This is a genomic window from Streptosporangium sp. NPDC000563, assembly GCF_040299985.1.
Lineage (GTDB): Bacteria > Actinomycetota > Actinomycetes > Streptosporangiales > Streptosporangiaceae > Streptosporangium.
In genome coordinates this window covers 1,245,697-1,263,426 of sequence record NZ_JBEPDA010000001.1, presented here as the reverse complement: position 1 = coordinate 1,263,426, position 17,730 = coordinate 1,245,697, and the positions used below count along the sequence as shown (strand labels likewise).

At 69.2% G+C, this 17,730-nt stretch carries 13 protein-coding genes; 11 read left to right on the top strand and 2 right to left on the bottom strand.

The annotated features are described in order from the left end of the window. Window positions 1–178: 178 nt before the first annotated feature. The 11 genes from ABT352_RS06005 to ABT352_RS05955 all read left to right on the top strand — a co-directional run bounded on the left by ABT352_RS06005 (window position 179) and on the right by ABT352_RS05955 (window position 16,030). A complete protein-coding gene (locus tag ABT352_RS06005) occupies window positions 179–1,654 on the top strand; it encodes an aspartate kinase (protein ID WP_350942849.1) in 1,476 nt (491 codons plus the stop codon). 1 nt (window position 1,655) lies between these two features. After that, window positions 1,656–3,095, top strand: coding sequence for an MFS transporter (locus tag ABT352_RS06000; protein ID WP_350942847.1), 1,440 nt, complete (start codon window positions 1,656–1,658; stop codon window positions 3,093–3,095). A 191-nt stretch (window positions 3,096–3,286) separates the two neighbouring features. Continuing rightward, the gene (locus ABT352_RS05995; protein WP_350942845.1) at window positions 3,287–3,886 is read left to right on the top strand and encodes a CGNR zinc finger domain-containing protein; all 600 of its coding nucleotides are present in this window, start codon (window positions 3,287–3,289) and stop codon (window positions 3,884–3,886) included. A 324-nt stretch (window positions 3,887–4,210) separates the two neighbouring features. Beyond that, window positions 4,211–5,428: a glycosyltransferase family 2 protein gene (locus ABT352_RS05990; RefSeq protein ID WP_350942843.1), complete on the top strand. Its 1,218-nt coding sequence runs from the start codon at window positions 4,211–4,213 to the stop codon at window positions 5,426–5,428. A gap of 1 nt (window position 5,429) precedes the next feature. Then, window positions 5,430–7,808 (top strand): right-handed parallel beta-helix repeat-containing protein, encoded by a 2,379-nt coding sequence (locus ABT352_RS05985; protein WP_350942841.1) that lies wholly within the window; start codon window positions 5,430–5,432, stop codon window positions 7,806–7,808. Further along, window positions 7,805–9,760 (top strand): right-handed parallel beta-helix repeat-containing protein, encoded by a 1,956-nt coding sequence (locus ABT352_RS05980; protein WP_350942840.1) that lies wholly within the window; start codon window positions 7,805–7,807, stop codon window positions 9,758–9,760. Before ABT352_RS05985 ends, ABT352_RS05980 begins: the two co-directional genes overlap by 4 nt. Window positions 9,761–9,763: 3 nt before the next feature. Next, the gene (locus ABT352_RS05975) at window positions 9,764–10,930 is read left to right on the top strand and encodes a right-handed parallel beta-helix repeat-containing protein (RefSeq protein WP_350942839.1); all 1,167 of its coding nucleotides are present in this window, start codon (window positions 9,764–9,766) and stop codon (window positions 10,928–10,930) included. Window positions 10,931–10,969: 39 nt separating this feature from the next. Continuing rightward, window positions 10,970–12,301, top strand: coding sequence for a UDP-glucose dehydrogenase family protein (locus ABT352_RS05970; RefSeq protein ID WP_350942837.1), 1,332 nt, complete (start codon window positions 10,970–10,972; stop codon window positions 12,299–12,301). A 320-nt stretch (window positions 12,302–12,621) separates the two neighbouring features. Continuing rightward, window positions 12,622–13,821, top strand: coding sequence for a sensor histidine kinase (locus tag ABT352_RS05965; RefSeq protein WP_350942836.1), 1,200 nt, complete (start codon window positions 12,622–12,624; stop codon window positions 13,819–13,821). Between the two features lie 28 nt (window positions 13,822–13,849). Next, the gene (locus tag ABT352_RS05960) at window positions 13,850–14,512 is read left to right on the top strand and encodes a response regulator (protein ID WP_350942834.1); all 663 of its coding nucleotides are present in this window, start codon (window positions 13,850–13,852) and stop codon (window positions 14,510–14,512) included. A 78-nt stretch (window positions 14,513–14,590) separates the two neighbouring features. After that, the gene (locus tag ABT352_RS05955; RefSeq protein WP_350942833.1) at window positions 14,591–16,030 is read left to right on the top strand and encodes a serine hydrolase domain-containing protein; all 1,440 of its coding nucleotides are present in this window, start codon (window positions 14,591–14,593) and stop codon (window positions 16,028–16,030) included. Window positions 16,031–16,164: 134 nt separating this feature from the next. Here the strand turns inward: ABT352_RS05955 and ABT352_RS05950 are convergent, their stop codons facing one another. Then, window positions 16,165–16,794: a pyridoxamine 5'-phosphate oxidase family protein gene (locus ABT352_RS05950; protein WP_350942832.1), complete on the bottom strand. Its 630-nt coding sequence runs from the start codon at window positions 16,792–16,794 to the stop codon at window positions 16,165–16,167. Window positions 16,795–17,312: 518 nt separating this feature from the next. Continuing rightward, window positions 17,313–17,675: a hypothetical protein gene (locus ABT352_RS05945; RefSeq protein WP_350942830.1), complete on the bottom strand. Its 363-nt coding sequence runs from the start codon at window positions 17,673–17,675 to the stop codon at window positions 17,313–17,315. Window positions 17,676–17,730 lie beyond the last annotated feature (55 nt).

Sequence of the window (17,730 nt, the reverse complement as noted above, 5' to 3'; positions counted from 1 at the left end):
ACGGCCTCCCGGCCGCGACGACACCTCGCGCGTCGACCGGCCGACCGTGTCGGCCACGCCGACAGGGCCGGTCGGGCCGGTCACTTCGACCGCACCGGCCGCGCCGGCCGTCGAGCCGGAAACCCGGCCGAGCATGCCCGGATGGTTCTCAAGGAAGCACGTGACGCAGGAGTGAACGATGGGCCTGGTGATACAGAAGTACGGCGGAACATCACTGGGTGACGTGAGCAAGATCAGTCACGCAGCGCAGCGCATAGCCGCCGCCGATGGATCCGTGGCCGTCGTGGTGTCCGCGATGGGCGGCACCACCGACGCCATGCTTGAACTCGCACGCGACCTCACCGACAATCCACACGCCCGGGAACTGGACATACTGCTCAGCACCGGTGAACAGGCCTCCGCCGCCGCACTCGCCATGGCGCTGCACGAGCTGGGCGTACCCGCCCGTTCGTTCAACGCCCGCGACGGCGGCATCATCACCGACGGAGTGCACGGCTGCGCGCGCATCGTCAACGTTCACCCCGAACAGATCCGCGAATGCATCCAGGCCGGCTATGTCCCCGTGGTGACCGGCTTCCAGGGCATCGCCGCGGAAAGCGGCGAGCTGACCACCCTGAGCCGAGGCGGCTCCGACACCACCGCCGTCGCCCTCGCCGCCGCGCTACGGGCCGAGGTGTGCGAGATATTCACCGACGTCGAGGGCGTGTTCACCGCCGATCCGCGATACGTCGCCGAAGCCCGCAAACTGAGCCACCTCTCCTACGAGGACATGGCCGAGCTGGCCGCGGGCGGCGCCACGGTGCTCGCCCACTCCAGCGTCCAGTACGCAGGTACCCACCGTGTTCCCCTCCACGTCCGGTCCAGCACGACCGAGACCACCGGCACCTGGGTGACCGGCTCCCGCTCGACCATCCCGCCGGACGGCGAGCGGTTCACCGCCGTCGGCGTCGCCCACCGGACGGGTCAGCTCCGCTGCCGACTCGACGGGGTCGTCCCCACCGCCCTCACCACGGTCGCCGCCATGCTGGCCGACCCCGCGCTGTCCGTGGACATGCTCGACCACCTGGCCGCCGACGGCTCCGGTCACTCCCTGCGGTTCGTCGTGAAGGCCACCGACCAGGACCAGGTCAACGGGGTGCTCGCCGACCTGCGCGCGGCGGGCGCCTTCGGTGAGTGCCACTGGTCAGGGCCGGTGGGGAAGGTGTCGCTGGTCGGCCACGGGTTCTGTGCCCGCCACCCCCAGGTGCGACTCCTGCCGGGCGCGCTCGCGACCCACGGCGTCACGGTGCGGGACATGACGGTCCGTACCCGGCGGATCTCCATCACCTGCGCCGAGTACGAGGTGCTCAACGCCGTAAGACGGCTTCACCGGATGTTCCTCTCCACCGACACCCACACGGATCCCTACTCCCACGCGGGTCGTTCTCCCGGCGGCACCCACGCGGACCTCTCCTCGTACCCGGATCGTTCTCCCCGCGACACCCATGCGGCCCCCTACTCCCACGCGGGTCACCCGGCACGCGGAACCCCGCACGCCCGCGCCGAGGCTCCAGCGGGAACGGGCGAGATCCGGGACACGACCGCGCAGGAACCGGCCCAACCCCATCTCCTGGAATCTCCGGCCCGATGGTCGGCAGAGACGAAAGGCGGGTGAGATGAAGACGACATCGTCACACACGACAGGAAGCGCCGAGATCGCGTTCGGGTCCCGGCGGTTCTGGCAGCTCACCGTCATCTGCGGCACCCAGTTCCTGGTCGCCGTCGACTATTCGATCATCAACGTCGCCGCCCCGAGCATCCGCGAGGGCCTGAACTTCGGCTCCGGAGGTGACATCGCCTGGGTGCTTTCCGGCTATCCGCTCACTTTCTGTGGCTTCCTCCTCCTGGGCGGAAGGGTCGCCGATCTTTTCGGAAGAAAGCGGGTGTTCATCTGGAGCCTTGTCGGCTTCGGCCTCGCCTCGCTCCTCGCGGGCCTCGCCTGGTCACCGGCCGCGCTCATCGCGGGCCGTGCCCTGCAGGGCGTCGCCGCCGCGTTCATCGCCCCGGCGGGTCTGGGGCTGCTCCAGGCGGCCACTCCGGAAGGACCGCAACGCGAACGCGCTCTCGGCGTCTACGGTGCGGCACTGTCGGCGGGGTTCGTCTCCGGTATGGTGCTCGGGGGTGTTCTCACCGAGTACGCCGGATGGCGGTCCGTCTTCCTGATCAACATACCCGTCGTCGTGGCCGCCGGTCTCCTCGCGAGGGTCCATCTCGACGAGAGCCGGGACACGCGCGCCTCCCGCCACCTCGACGTCATCGGCGTCGTCCTCGCGACCACGGGCATGGTCGCCCTCGTGTTCGCCCTCACCGAAGGTGAGAAGTACGGCTGGTCGTCGGCTCCGATCCTGCTCTCAGCGGGGATCGCGGTGCCGGCGATCGCCCTCTTCGTCTGGACTCAGTCCAGAAAGGACGACGCGCTGGTGCCGATCCCCATCTTCCGCACGGCCGCCATCGGCGCGGCCAACCTCGTCACCGTCCTGCTGGTCTGCTCCTACGGTGGAATGCTGTTCATCCTCACCCTCTACCTGCAGACACATCTCGGTCTGGGCGCGCTCGCGACCGGTCTGGCGTTCGCCCTCTCGGGCGTGATCGCGGTCGTCACCGGAATCTACGCGGGAAAGCTCGTCGAACGCTTCGGGCTGTACCGTGTCCTCCTCTACGGAATCGTCGTCGAGACGATCGGCATCGTGGTGATGGTCGGCCTGCCGGAAGACCACGGACTCACCCTCATCCTGATCGGCACCTCCGTGAACGCCGCCGGTCACATCCTCGCGCTGATCACGACGAGCATCGCCGGCACGAACGGCGCCGAGGAAGGGCGACGGGCGACGGCCGGCGCGCTGATCAACGCCTCGCAGCAGCTGGGACTCGCCGTGGGGGTGGGGGTCGTGACCTCGGTGGCCGCCCACTTCGCCGCCGGATCCGCCGGCCCCGAGGCCGTCCTCATGGGCTGGCGCTGGTCCCTCTGGTGCTCGGTCGGGTTCGCCGCCGTGGCGATCGTGACGACCGTCCTTCTCAGGAGGCGTTTCAAGGGAGATGCCGTGCGGGTCACGTAGGCCGTGCGGGTCACGTAGGCCGCGTGACCGCGGCTCCCACACGATCGCCGCACGCCACCTCGACGCCCCACCCGCCGCTCCGAGTCGCACGGCAGACCAACCCCAACCCCCGACACCACCACCGACCACCGACCACCGACCACCGGCTTCGGCCACCGGCCACCGGCGGAAAACCATATACACTCAGTACAATGGTTACTTTGACCCCCCAGGCCCGGCCGCCCTGGCAGGACACCCATTTCGTCGGCGGCCATCCGGTCCTGGACCTCACGAACACCGTCTTCGACCGCACGCTCCCGGCCGAGGACGTCGAACTGCTGAACACCCCCTCGGACGTCCTCACCTGGTGCGCGTCCGCCGGCCTGTTCGACGAGGTGCCGTCCTTGGCGGAGGACTCCGTGAGCGGTCTCGTACGTGAGGTCCGGGCCGTTCGCGAGCAGGCGTGGGCCGTGTTCAGCGCGATCGCCGACGGCGAGACCGTGCCGACCGAACCCTTCGGCGCACTCCTGCAACGAGCCGGTAAGGGAACGCGAGCCGGGCAGGTCCAGCGGATCGACGCCGCGCTCGACGGCTGCACCGCCGACTGGACGGCACCCGGAGCCATCCCCACGACACTGTCGTTGCTGACCGTTCACGCGGTTTTCACCCTCCCGCCCGGTCGGATCAGGACGTGCGGGCGATGCGGCTGGTTGTTCCTGGACTCCTCGCGAGGCGGACGTCGCCGCTGGTGCAGCATGAGCGTCTGCGGAAACCGCGAGAAGGCGCGCCGCCACCGCCAGACGTACCGCTGACGCCCCTCACCCACGGGGTGAGACCATGCGGCGGGATCCAGGGCGGCACATGCGCGTATGAGGCGCACGCCGCGGAAAACCCCGGGCTCGTGATGATCGAATTGTTGTTTCACCAGCCCCACGTACATCTTGTGCAAATCTCCTCGATACCGTAACAATTGCATCGTTCCAATACGCTGCCGGAAAGGTGTTTTAGTACTGTCCCGATCTATCAGGTAAGGGACCTTTCCTCCCCGCAGCCGCACGAGCATCTTGGGGCGAACACGCCCAGAAGGATCAGTGGAATCCGCCGTGAATTGGTTTGATGCTGCCTACGAATGGATCGTGCGATCCAGTGCCAACGGAACCTGGCGGGATCTGATTCCGCTGGGCTTGGCGGGTCTGCTCGTCTGGGGCCTGTGGGTTTATCGGGTGGTGTTGTCCCGGCTGGCCAAGCCGGTCGTGAACGGCTACCGGACCACGGTCTCCGTGGTCGTCCCGTCCTACCGGGAGGATGCCGAGATCCTGGTTCGCTGCCTGGACAGCTGGCTGGCCCAGAACCCCCAGGAAGTGATCATCGTCGTGGACGTCGGGGACACCGACTGCCACGCCAAGCTCCGCGAGGTGACAGACCCCCGGCTGCGTGTCCTGGTGTACGAGCACTCGGGCAAGCGCTCCGCGCTCGGGGTCGGCATCCGGGCGGCCCAGGGCGAGATCGTGGTCTTCGCCGACTCCGACACCTGGTGGCAGCCCGGTCTGCTGGACGCCGTACAGATGCCGTTCGAGGACCCGTCGGTCGGCGGGGTAGGCACCCAGCAGAACGTGTACCAGCGGACCAGCAGCGTCTGGCGGCGCATCGCCGACTGGCTGGTCAACCTGCGCTACTACGACTACGTGCCCGCGATGGGCAGCAGGGGTGGGGTGGCCTGCCTGTCCGGCCGCACCGCCGCCTACCGGCGCGAGGCCATCCTCCCGGTGCTCACCCACCTGGAGAACGAGTTCTTCCTCGGCCGCCGGTGCATCGCCGGCGACGACGGCCGGCTCACCTGGCTCGTCCTCGCCTCCGGGTACAAGACCGTGCACCAGTCCTCGGCCCGCGCCATCTCGATGTTCCCCGACTCCTTCCGCGCCTTCGTCAAGCAGCGCGTCCGCTGGAGCCGCAACTCCTACCGCTGCTACCTGACCGCGCTGTGGAAGGGATGGCTGTGGAAGACGCCGCTGGTCACCAAGGTGACCGTGCTGCAGATCCTGCTCACCCCGGTGACCATGGGCGTCACACTCGCCTACCTGTTCTTCAGCAGGCTTGAGCTCACCCCGCTGGGCATCGGGCTCGCCGTCGGCTGGCTGCTCCTCGGCCGGGGCGTCCGCGGCTGGTCGCACCTGCGCCGTCACCCCGGCGAGATCCTGCTGCTGCCGCTGCTCTGCCTGGTGGTCATCATGATCGCGCTGCCGATCAAGCTGTACGCGTTCCTCACGATGAACAAGCAGGGCTGGCTCACCCGTACCTCCGACCAGGTGGGCGGGGCGGGCCAGAGCGCTGCCACCCTGCAGGGAATGAGCTGAGATGGAACGTTCTATTTCCGTGCTGCTCGGCGCGGTGGCGCTGGCGGTCGGGCTGGGGGGCGGGCCGGCCGTCGCCCTCTCCTCCCCCACCCCCGGAGGGAATTCCGAGGCGGTCTCGGGGCCCAGCGCGTCTCCGACGGGCAGCGCCCCCTCGGACGACAACCCGTTCCTCGCCGACCCGTCGCCCGAGCCCAAGCCCTCCACGGAGGACGACCCCCCTCCGAAGGCCACCCGGACCCCCACCGCCAAACCGAGGCCGACGGCCACCGCAACCCGGACAACCGACCCGGCCACGGGAGACGGCTCGGAGCCGACGTCCGCTCCCACCTCGCCGACCCGCCCCACCCAGACCTCCGGCCCGGCCCCGACCTCCGCGACGGACGACCCCGAGCTGGAGGAGAGCCCGGCTCTGGTCGAAGACGCGATCCTGGCGAACGACGCGATCCTGGAGGCCGGCACCCTCGCCGCGGAGGACGCCGAGGCGCAGGCGATCCTGGTGGACGTCGAGGACCAGCGGATCATCCAGACTCGCGCCGCGCTCACGGCCATGCTGCAGAGCGGTGGCATCGCGGCCGCCCAGCGCAAGCAGCCCCAGGTCTTCGTGTCGGCGCACGGCAGGACGCTGGTGCTGCCCGCGCGCAACACCGAGGCCGCGTACACCCTCAGGGATCTGGCGGCCGTCGAGAAGGGCCGGTACCTGCGGCGGCTGAAGGACGGTTCCTACCTGCTCGGCGTCCACGTCTTCGTGGCCGACGGGGCGCGCCTGCAGTTGCGCGGCCCGCTGACGCTGCGGATGGGCAGCCTGCCGGGTTCGTTCAGCTCGATCATCACGTTCGGCGGCGGCATCGAGATCAAGGGCACCGCCAAGAGGCCGGTGCGGATCACCAGCTGGGACGTGCGGACCCAGAAGCCGGACACGACCACGACCGACGGCCGCGCCTACATCCGTGCGGTCGGCGGCGAGTTCGAGATGACCCACACCCAGGTCTCCCAGCTGGGATTCTGGAGCGGCCGTACCGGGGGCATCGCGCTCACCGGCACCGAGCGACCGGCCAGTGTCTACCGGCACCGGACGAAGGACCAGCGTCACCAGGACAAGCGGGAACGGCTGGCGAACACCAAGCAGGGCGAGCGAGGTGGCAGCAACTTCGGCGACGTGGAGACCATTCCGATCGGCCCCGGCACCGCCTCACACGTGCTCGCCGACGAGCTGGTCTCCGGATCGATCAAGAACAGCGTCATCACCGGCGACGCCTACGGCGTCTTCGTCTCCGGCTCGAACCAGACACAGATCATCGACAACAGGATCGTCGACAGCCTGGTGCACGGCGTGTTCATGCACCGGTTCGCCAAGAACGCGACGATCGAGAAGACCGAGGTGATCGGTAGCGGCGGCGACGGTTTCGTGCTGTCGCGGGCGACCGAGAAGGTGAAGGTCGTCGACTGCCTGGCCGAGCGGAACGGGCGCAACGGCTTCACGCTCAACGGACGGGCGCTCGCGAGCGGTCCGTCCGCGAGCGGCGAGTCGCTCGCCGTCTACGGTGACAGTTCGGTCAGCGGCAGCACCGCCCGCGACAACGGAAGGTACGGCGTCGAGGTGCTCGGCGGCAGCCGGCTGGCCGTGCAGACCAGCGAGATCATCGGTGGTGACATGGGAATCGTGGTGCGCGAGGGCGCCAGCGGTGTGCAGATCTCCGGCAACAGGCTGACCGGCCAGCGCCGACAGGCGATCGCGCTGCGCGACAGGGCGACCGGCGCGCATGTGGCCGGCAACACGATCGCCGGGACCGTCACCGGGATCTATCTCCGCGACTCCGCCGGCATGATCATCGGAAACAAGATCACAACCCTGTCGCATCCCAAGGCCCACGGGATCACCGTGGTCGGCGACGCGGCGGGTTCCGAGATCACCCGCAACACCGTCATCGGTTCGGGGACGAGCGCGATCAGCGTCGCACGGGCCGCCGACACGGTGAACAAGCACAACAACGACGAGGACCAGTGGAACGACACGTCGTCGTTCTGGGTCAAGGCCAAACGCTTCGTCAAGCCCATGAACGTGATCTGGGCCGCGGTCATCCTCCTGGTGATCGTGTCGGCGATCCGATCCCGCGCTGTCGTGGAACGGACGCAACGGCGCAGGGAGATCCGCAACCCCTACGAGCAGCAGCGGCTGCTCGCCGAGGGGCGGTTCCAGGTACTGCGCCACGCCGCCGTGCCCGCGCCGGACCATCCGGTGCCCGCCGACGGACGTCTTGCACGGCGCCGGCGGCCGTCCTCGCCGCGCCTCGACCCGGTCCACATGACGGGCCCCTCCATCGGCGGCCCCTCCATCGGCGGTCCCTCCGTGGGCGGCGCTCCCGTGGGAGGCAGGGGATGAGCCGGCCACCCCGGAAGAGGAGCCGTACCCTCCTCATCGTCCTGGCCCTGTGCCTGTCCGCGGCCGGTACCTGGACATACCTCTCCTACATCGATCGCCCCGTGCCACCTCCCGGCGTGAACGAGGTGCCCGCGGTGGAGGCACAGCAGCAGTCGGCCCTGGTCGACCAGGAGGATCTGCGGATCATGCAGACCCGGGCGACGCTGACCTCGGCGATGGCGCGGGGCGGCCCCGCCGCCGCGAGATCCCGCGTGCCGCACATCTCCAGCTCGGCCAACGGCCAGACGCTCGTGCTACCGCAGCGCCGCGAGCCGTACCGGGTCGCCGACCTGGAACGCCTCGGCCAGGAGCACTTCCAGAAGCAGTCGGACGGCTCCTACGTGCTCGGCATCAACCTGTTCGCCGGTCCGGGGGCCAAGGTCGTGCTCCAGAACGCGACCGGCCCCCTGGTGATCCGGATGCGCAGCGACCCGGGTGCCTTCGTGTCGATCGTGAGCTTCGGCGCGAACATCAAAATCAACGGTTCGGCACGAAACCCGGTGCGGATCACCAGCTGGAACGCGCACGACAGGACGGCCGACACCAAGGTCTCCGACGGACGCGCCTACCTGCGCGTGATCGGCGGGGAGCTCAAGATGAGCCACGCGACGGTGGAGCATCTCGGATTCTGGAGCGGCCCGACCGGCGGGCTCGCGTTGACCGGCAGTGACCGGCCGACCACGAACGCCGATCTGGTGACCGTCCCCGCCTCCCTGCCGGGGGCGTCGCCCACCTCCTCGCCGAACCCCACCTCCCGGCCGAAGCGGGCCTCCTCCCAGCAGCGGGCGCTCCTGCCCAACGGCCTCCTCGTGCCGAGCAGGGGCAGCGGTAACGAGGTCGAGATCACCAACGGAGCCGGCCGGGGCAGGGTCGCCTACCGGCTGCCCGAGGCCAATCTGGTCACCGGCGACATCACCGACACCAAGGTCACCGGCAACGCGTACGGGATCTTCATCACGGCCTCCAACGAGACCCGGATCATCAACGTCTCGGTCACCGGGAGCCTGGTCCACGGGATCCTGCTGCACCGGTTCGCGCGCAACGCCACCATCGAGAACACCACCGTGACCGGCAGCAGGGGTGACGGGTTCGTCCTGTCCAGGGGCACGCAGAACGTCACGATCACCGGTTCGGGAGCCGAGCGCAACAACGGCAACGGCTTCACCATCAGCGGCCTGCCGCTCGCCCGGGGGCCGTCGGCGTCCGGGGAGTCGCTGCGCAGCTTCGGCGGCAGCTCGGTGACGAGCAGCACGGCGCGGGACAACGGCCGCTACGGCGTGGAGATCCAGGGCGGCGTCAAGCTCGTCGTACAGACCACCGAGGTGATCGGCGGGGAGATGGGCATCGTGGTGAGCGAGGACGCCACCGGGGTCCGGGTCTCCGGCAACCGTCTCACCGGCCAGCGCAGCCAGGGAATCGCGCTGCGCGGCGGGGTACGGGGGGCCCGGATCAGCGGCAACATCGTGCGGGACACCCAGACCGCGATCTACCTCCGTGACTCCGAGGCCACCATCTCCGCCAACACGGTCGAGTCCGCCTCGCTGCACGCGATCTCACTGCTCGGCGCGGCCGAGGGCACCACGATCACCGGGAACACCCTGGGCGGTGCCGGCCGCAGCGCGCTCGACACCGGCCGGGCGAAGGGAGCCACCACCGTCGCGCAGAACAACACCACCGGCTGGCAGGACACCGCCGGCTTCTGGACGATGGTCAAGCGGATCGCCAAGCCGATGAACCTGATCTGGCTGGGAGTCATCTCCCTGATCGTGCTCTCGGCGCTCCGGGCACTACGCGGCGACGGCCCGCGGGCCGGCCGGCGGTTCGTCCACCCGTACGAGAAGCAGACACTGCTGGAAGAGCGACCGGCCAAGCTCCTGCGGACCGCCGCCCACACTCCAGCCGAGAGAAGTTGAGCGATGCGCCTGGACATTGACAGGAAGACCCTGGTGGGGATGCTCGCCGGGGCGGTCATCACGGTGATCGTCGTAGTGCTGCTGCGCGGGCTGTTCGGCGGTGCGGAGGAGCCGGGCACCGCGATCGAGGACATCCGGCCGAAAAGCGCGGACGCGCCGGCCGCACAGCAGGAGGACGACACCGCGCGGGCGGAGGATGACGTGAACGAGGACAGGGACGCCGAGGAGTTCGTCGCGTCGCAGGAGCCGCCCGACATCGCCGTACCCCTCGGGAAAGGGCTGGTCGAGTGCCCCGAGGCCACGGTGACCGTCACGGACGCCACCGAACTCGCCGAGGCCCTTGAGGCGGTCGAGCCGGGTGCGGTGATCAGGCTGGAGCCCGGTGTCTACAGCGGCCGGTTCGTGGCGGCGGTCTCCGGGACGGAGGCCGAACCGATCTTCGTCTGCGGCCCGCCCGAGGCGATCATCGACGGCGGCGGGATCAAGAAGGGCTACGCCTTCCACCTCAACGAGGTCGATCACTGGCGGCTGGTCGGCTTCACCGTCCGCAACAGCCAGAAGGGAGTGATGGCCGACCGTACCGGCAACACGATCATCCAGCAGCTGACCGTCCACCACATCGGGGACGAGGCGATCCACCTGCGCAACTTCAGCAGCGACAACACCGTCCAGTACTGCATGATCTACGCGACCGGCCTGCGCCGGGAGAAGTTCGGCGAGGGCGTCTACCTCGGCACCGCGGAGAGCAACTGGGCGGCCTTCTCCGGCGGGCAGATGGACCGCAGCGATCGCAACACCGTGCGCGGCAACGTCATCCGGGCCACCGCCGAGGCGATCGACATCAAGGAGGGCACCTCGGACGGCCGCATCCTCGACAACGTCTTCGACGGTTCCCGCCTCGGCGGCCACAAGCACAACGATTCATGGGTCGACGTCAAGGGCAACGGCTATCTCATCCGCGGTAACACCGGTAGCCAGAGCAACGGGGACGGATTCCAGACTCACAAGATCGTAAATGGCTGGGGCACCGGAAACGTGTTCCAGGCCAACACCATCGATCTTGGTGGTTCGGGCGGCTTCGGCATCAACGACACGGTCGGCGGAAACACGATCACCTGCGACAACAACGTCACCGGCGGGGCCCTTTCCAAGGCCGACGACTGTTCCTGAACAAGAGCCCGAAGACAAGTAGTAGATAGGACGACGGATATGGGCGAAGCCGAGCTCCCCCGATTGACCGTGATCGGAACCGGCTATCTCGGCGCGACGCACGCGGTTTGCATGGCGTCGCTGGGGTACGACGTGGTCGGCCTCGACGTGGACAGCAAGAAGATCGAAAAACTACAGGCCGGGGAGGTGCCTTTCTTCGAGCCCGGCCTGCCCGAGTTACTGGGCAAGGCCCTGGAGTCGGGCCGCCTCCGGTTCACCACCTCCTACGCGGAGGCCGCCGAGCACGGCGACGTCCACTTCGTCTGCGTCGGCACCCCCCAGCAGCCCGGCTCGGACGCCTGCGACCTGACCTACGTCGACGCCGCCGTACGCGACCTGGCCGCCCACCTGACCCGGCGCTGCCTGGTGGTCGGCAAGTCGACCGTCCCGGTGAACACCGCCACCCGCCTGGCCGGCATGCTGCGCGAACTCGCCCCCGCGGGAGAGGAGGTGGAGCTGGCCTGGAACCCCGAGTTCCTGCGGGAGGGCTTCGCCGTCGACGACACCCTCAAGCCCGACCGGCTCGTGTTCGGCGTCACCTCCGAATGGGCGCGCGAACGCCTCACCGCGGCGTTCCAGCCGATCCTCGACCTCGGTACCCCGGTGGTCGTCACCGACCTGGCCACCGCGGAGCTGGTCAAGGTGGCCGCCAACTCGTTCCTGGCCACCAAGATCTCCTACATCAACGCGATGGCCGAGGTCTGCGAGGCCACCGGAGCCGACGTCCGCGACCTGGCCAAGGCCCTCGCCTACGACGACCGGATCGGCGGCCGGTTCCTCCAGCCCGGCCTCGGCTTCGGCGGCGGCTGCCTGCCCAAGGACATCCGGGCCTTCGCGCACCGGGCCGAGGAGATCGGCGTCGGCCAGGCCGTGTCCTTCCTCCGCGAGGTCGACGCGATCAACCGGCGCCGCCGTTCCCGGACCATCGACCTGGTCAGGGAACTGCTCGACGGCCGGCTCGACGGCAAGAGGATCGCCTGCCTGGGCGCGGCCTTCAAACCCAACTCCGACGACATCAGGGACGCCCCGGCGCTGGACGTGGCCAGGACCATGCACGGCCTGGGCGCCAACGTCCGGGTGTACGACCCGGCCGCGATGGACAACGCGCGCCGCACCTATCCGGAACTCAGGTACGGCACGAGCGCGATGGACGTGGCCCGTGACGCGGACGTGGTCGTCCTGCTCACCGAGTGGGCCGAGTTCCGCGAGATCGAGCCCTCGGCACTGGCGAGCGTGGTCAAGCACCCCCGGATCGTGGACGGCAGGCACGCGCTCGACGCGGACACCTGGCGTGCGGCGGGCTGGGAATACCGCGCCCTGGGCAGCCCCTGACCACTCGCCCACCTCACCCACCCGCTCAGCGGTACATCCCCTCCACGTCCACGCAGGAGGGGATGTGATTCGTGATTTCCTGACAGAGCACCGTCAACGATCGGATGCATCCCCGATCCAGGTGTTCTGCTCGCGCGCAGCCTTCCGGGACGCCAGCCGCTTCGACGGCTCGGCGTTCGGCGAGGCGGCTCATCGAACGGGCGTCGTCGGCGGGTTCGCGGCGGGGGGGCCGGAGTCGTCCTGCCCCCCCGCTGGCTATCCTGTGGCGCGTCGAGCCGGGTACGGCTCCCCCACCACGAGCCCACAGGAAGGCGACGACCGTGACAGCCTCCCAGCGCCGGAGCGCGTGGCCGACGCCGGTGGCGGTGACGGCGCACCTGGTCGTCGCTCTCCTGACGGTGATCATCCTGGTGGGCGTCCGGCACCTCGGCGCGGACCTGTGGCAGATCTTCGCCTCGGCGGGTGCCGCCGGCCTGCTCCATGCGGGAGTGGTCGTCGCCGATCGACGGCCGTGGGCGGGGTACGCGATCGGCGCGCTGGCGATGCTCGTCCTGGTGACGATGCCCCAGCTGGGCTGGTCACCGAGCATGCTGCCCTCGGCCGTGTGCTTCCCCCTCATGTTGTGGCGGCTGACCGGCCTGGTCCCGGTCAGGTCCTCGGTGGTCGCGTTGGCCGTCGCCGCGCTCGGGATCGTGCTCACCGAGCTGGTGGCGTGGGCCCGGCTGCCCCCTGACACCCCCGGGTGGACCCCCCTCGTCGAGGGTGGCCTGCTCATGCTCGTGGTCGGCGGCGTGTGGCTCGCGGCCCTGCTGGTACGTCGCAGGCACGAGGCCCGGCAACGGGCCGAGAGCGAACGGCTGGCCGCGGCGGTCGCGGACGAGCGGGCCGGCATCCGCCGCGACCTGCACGACGTGATCGCCCACACGGTCACCGTCATGGTCGCGCGGATCGAGGCCGCGGCGGTGACGACGGCGGATCCGGCGACCCGCCACGAACTCGGCGACATCGCCGAGGCCGGCCGGGACGCCCACCAAGGTCTGCGGGCGATGCTGGCCACCTTGGCGCCGCGCGCCGGTTCCCGGCCCGGGGAGGTCCCGATCTCGCTCGACGCCCTCCCCGACCTCGTGGCCTCGGCGGCGAGCCCGCTCCACGCGGTGACGTTCGCGGAGGTGGGCGAGCGACGGCCGCTGAGCCTGAGCGCCGAGGTCGCGGCGGTCCGGACCGTGCAGGAGGGCATCACCAACGCGCTGCGCCACCTCGAACCGCCGGTCGAGGTGACCGTCCGCCTGCGCTGGACCCCGGCCGAGGTGATGGTGGAGGTACGCGACGACGGCGGTAAGGCGCTTCGCGACATCGGCGGCCAGGGGACGGGATTGATAGGAATCGAGGAACGTGTGCGTACCGCGGGCGGCACCCTGTCGGTCGACGGCGGGGACGACGGTTGGGTGCTGCGGGCGCGGCTCCCCACGAAGGAGGGGCATGACCCGGCCGCCACCGAGTCCCTTCACCGAGCACCGTAGTGGTGCCCGCGAGAAAGACGGTGCCCCGGTGACCGGGATCCGAGTCATGCTCGTCGACGACCAGGAGCTGCTGCGGGCCTCGCTCCGTACGGTGCTGTCGGCCGACGAACGCATCGAGGTCACCCACGACGTCGCGAACGGCGGCGACGCGATCGAGGTCGTCCGGCGGCACCGTCTCGACGTGGTGCTGATGGACATCCGCATGCCGCGCATGGACGGGGTCGCCGCCACGGCGGAGATCGTCAGGATCGCGCCCGCGACCCGGGTGCTCATGCTGACGACGTTCGACGACGACGAACTGGTCGTGGCCGCCATCCGGGCCGGCGCGAGCGGCTACCTGACCAAGGACGTCCGGCCCGCGGCCCTGGCCCAGGCCGTGTGCGACGTCGCCTCCGGGACGGCGGCGCTGGCTCCGGGAGTGGCCGCGACGATCCTCGATCTCGTACGACGGGTGCCGACGCGAAGGACGACGGCCCTGGACGGCCTCACCCCCCGCGAGGTCGAGATCTTCGGCCTGCTCGCCCGCGGCAGGTCCAACAACGAGATCCGCGCGGAACTGGTGCTGAGCGAGAACACGGTGAAGTCGCACGTCCGTGCCGTCCTGCAGAAACTGAACCTGCGCGACCGCGTGCACGTGGTGATCCACGCGTACGAGAACGGGCTTGTGGGGCGCGGCGATCTGCCCGGCTGAGATTCCATCCTGCCGAGTGGTGCCGTCTCCCCCCTCGGGGTGATGTCGGCCGGTGACGCCCGGCCTACGTTCGACGTCGTGCATCTCCTCCATCTGTTCTTTCCTCGGGTGACCGCCCTCCTCGTCCTCGGCGGTGTGCTCGTCGCCGTGCTGCTCGGCTGGACGGCACCGGCCCATGCCGTCGGCGAACGGCTGGTCGACGACTACCGCTCCGTCTACGGTGCGCCGGGGGTCGCGGCGGCCGTGATCGACGGGCCGTCGGTCGAGACGATCGTCCGCGGCCGGGACGGTGACGGCAACGCGGTGACGGTGCGGACCCGCTTCCGGATCGCGTCGATGAGCAAGTCGATGACGGCTGCGGCGATCATGCTGCTCGTCGACCGTGACCGCGTCTCCCTGGACGACCCGGTCGTCAAGCTGCTGCCCGACTTCGAGATGGCCGATCCGCGCTTCACCAGGATCACCGTGCGCCAGGTCCTCAGCCACACCTCGGGGCTCTCGAGCGACACGAACAACGAGTACGTGTTCCCGCCTCCGCGCGGCGCGCGGGAGGTCGTGGCCAGGCTGGCCGACAAGACCCTCGCCGCCGATCCGGGCACCCGCTCGGAGTACCACAACACCAACTACTCGATCGCGGCGAGGATCGTCGAAGTGGTGTCGGGCAGGTCCTTCGACGCCTTTCTCCGCAGCGAGCTGTTCACGCCGCTGGGCATGACCGGCACCGGCTCGACCTCGGGGTGTTCCGATCGTGCCGAGGGCCTGCCGTCCGGGTACGAGGTCGTTCTCGGGGTCGCCGTCGCGGCACCGGAGATGCCGGGGTTCTGCGTCGGCAACGGCGGGGTGATCTCGACCCTGGACGACATGGTGCGGTGGCTGCGGTTCAACCAGGGAACCTTCGGGGCGGACCTGCTGAGCGCCGGCTCCCTGGCCGAGTTGCACACCGTCCAGCCCAAGGCCGGCGCCTACGCCCTCGGCTGGCAGTCCCGCCCCCTCACGGCGGACGCCCCGCCGTCGGTGATCGGCCACGGCGGAACGCTGGCGACGTGGACCGGGGACATGGTCTTCTCCCCCAAGACCGGTGTGGCCGCCATCGTCCTCACCAACAGCGGCGGCGATCCCGGTCTGCTCTCGACCAACCTTCTCGCCGAACGGATCGGGGCGCCGACAACACCGATGAGCAACCCGCTCACCGTCGTGAACGCGGTCCTGCTCGGGCTCACGGCGGGAATGACCGCACTGCTGGTCACCGCGATCGTCCGAGCGCGCCGCTGGGCCTCGCGACGCCGCGCGGCGCGCCGGCCGAGGCTGGTCCCGCGGCTCGTGCCCCTCGCCCTGGTGACGGTGCTGGGCCCGGTGCTGCCGACGCTGATCTGGGGGGCGTTCAGCATCCACTACTGGATCGTCACCGCCTGGCTGCTGCCACTGCTGGCGCTCTTCTGTCTCACCTGCTGCGTGCTCGGGGCGGTCGCGCTCGGCCGCCGCCTCTGGTGCTTCCACCGCGCCGGTCAGGTCGCATAACACCCGGCACGACCTGGGGAAACCCGTACACCACCTCCGTGGACGGTGGACGCGACCCACCCGCCCACTCAGCGGTACACGTGGACGCGCCCCCGTCCCCTCAGCGGTACACGTGGACGCGACCGCCCGTCCGCTCAGCGATATATCCCCTCCGCGTAGGCGGGACCGTAGTAACGCTCCAGTTCCTCGATCGGCTCCCCCTGCCGTTCCAGCGCCTGGGCGATACGCGCCCGCGAGGGCACGACCTGCGGGTTCCAACTCTCCGGGCGCCACAGTTCCGAGCGGAGGAAAGCCTTGGAGCAGTGGTGAAAGATCTGCTCGATCTCGACCACGATCGCGAGCGACGGCCGGTGCCCCTTGACCACCATCCGGTCGAAGAATGGGGCCTCGCGCACCAGGCGCGCCCTGCCGTTGACCCGCAGGGTGTCGCCGCGACCGGGGACGAAGTAGATCAGGCCGACGTGCGGGTTGCGCAGGATGTTGTGGAATCCGTCCGCCCTGCGATTGCCCGGCCGTTCGGGAACCGCGATCGTGGAGTCGTCCAGGACCAGCGTGAATCCGGGCGGGTCACCCTTGGGCGAGACGTCGCAGTTACCGTCGGCGTCCGAGGTCGCGATGAGGCAGAACGGCGAGGCGGCCAGCCAGGCCCGGTCCAGCTCGTGCAGGGTCCTCCGCTCCTTCGCGAGCGCGGCCGGTTTGGGTGCGCCAAGCACCTCCCGCAACTCGTCCGCCGACTCGATCGATTCCCAGCCCTCGGCCCCCATGATTCCCCTTCGGTGATCCGTTTCTTCGCGGAGGGCGTGTGGTCACCGACCTGGCAGGTAAACGTCGGGATCGTTGCCGTTCACACCGTGGACCATGAACCTACGCCCTCATGCAGCATAGGCCCATGGAAACTCATTGGGAAAGATCAGTCATAGAGCATCGTTAACGGCCGGACATACGAGAAGAGCCTCCTCACCACGTTTCCACCGGCGAGGGAGCTCTTTCTACCTGCGTGGCGGGTGCGGTTTGAATCAACACAGGCCGAGCCGACGACGTTACAGGCCGTTCCCGACGACAGGTGAAGAATGACCTCTGGATGACGTCTGGATTTTAGTGCTCAAGGGTTGACGAGATCCCGTCCGATCACCTCGATCGGGCGGGACCTCCTTGTTCCTCCGGAGCCATGGGCAACGGGCGGCAAACTCCGGCGGTGTCCTCGTGACGGTGGACACGGTCATCAGGTTCACCCGCCACACAGCGGGTGGGGCGCGGCGAGATTCAGCAGCACCTCATGAAGCTAGCTGTCGCACACCTTGGAAATGCGCTTCCCGGTCTTGGCGTCCGTACACGTCTTGCACGTGCGGTTCGGGCTGGTCGTGGTCGGGTCCTTGGTGGTCACGCATTCGACCTCGGTCGACGTCTCGGACTCGTCGTGCTTTCGCTCACAGTACTGCTTCTTGTATCCACTGCCTTTCTTGTCGCGGCAGTAGTAGCACCTCCTCCCTCCCTCATCGAGCCATTTACATTTCGGGGCCTGCGAGACGGAGTGATCGGTGGACGAGACGACGGTGCCGACGCTTCCGGACTGCGCCTGCGAGGGAATCGAAGGGGCGAGGGCGGCAGCCACGAGAGCGCCGACAACACAGGCTTCCTTGAGCACGTTTCCTCCCAAGGTTCGCGTTCCTCTGACCCTCCCATCATGAACCCCCCTATCT

What these genes read in the sequence shown, in the direction of transcription:
- ABT352_RS06005 (WP_350942849.1), top strand. Translation starts at nt 179, where the DNA reads ATGGGCCTGGTGATACAGAAGTACGGCGGAACATCACTGGGTGACGTG.
- ABT352_RS06000 (WP_350942847.1), top strand. Translation starts at nt 1,656, where the DNA reads ATGAAGACGACATCGTCACACACGACAGGAAGCGCCGAGATCGCGTTC.
- ABT352_RS05995 (WP_350942845.1), top strand. Translation starts at nt 3,287, where the DNA reads ATGGTTACTTTGACCCCCCAGGCCCGGCCGCCCTGGCAGGACACCCAT.
- ABT352_RS05985 (WP_350942841.1), top strand. Translation starts at nt 5,430, where the DNA reads ATGGAACGTTCTATTTCCGTGCTGCTCGGCGCGGTGGCGCTGGCGGTC.
- ABT352_RS05980 (WP_350942840.1), top strand. Translation starts at nt 7,805, where the DNA reads ATGAGCCGGCCACCCCGGAAGAGGAGCCGTACCCTCCTCATCGTCCTG.
- ABT352_RS05975 (WP_350942839.1), top strand. Translation starts at nt 9,764, where the DNA reads ATGCGCCTGGACATTGACAGGAAGACCCTGGTGGGGATGCTCGCCGGG.
- ABT352_RS05970 (WP_350942837.1), top strand. Translation starts at nt 10,970, where the DNA reads ATGGGCGAAGCCGAGCTCCCCCGATTGACCGTGATCGGAACCGGCTAT.
- ABT352_RS05950 (WP_350942832.1), bottom strand. Translation starts at nt 16,794, where the DNA reads ATGGGGGCCGAGGGCTGGGAATCGATCGAGTCGGCGGACGAGTTGCGG.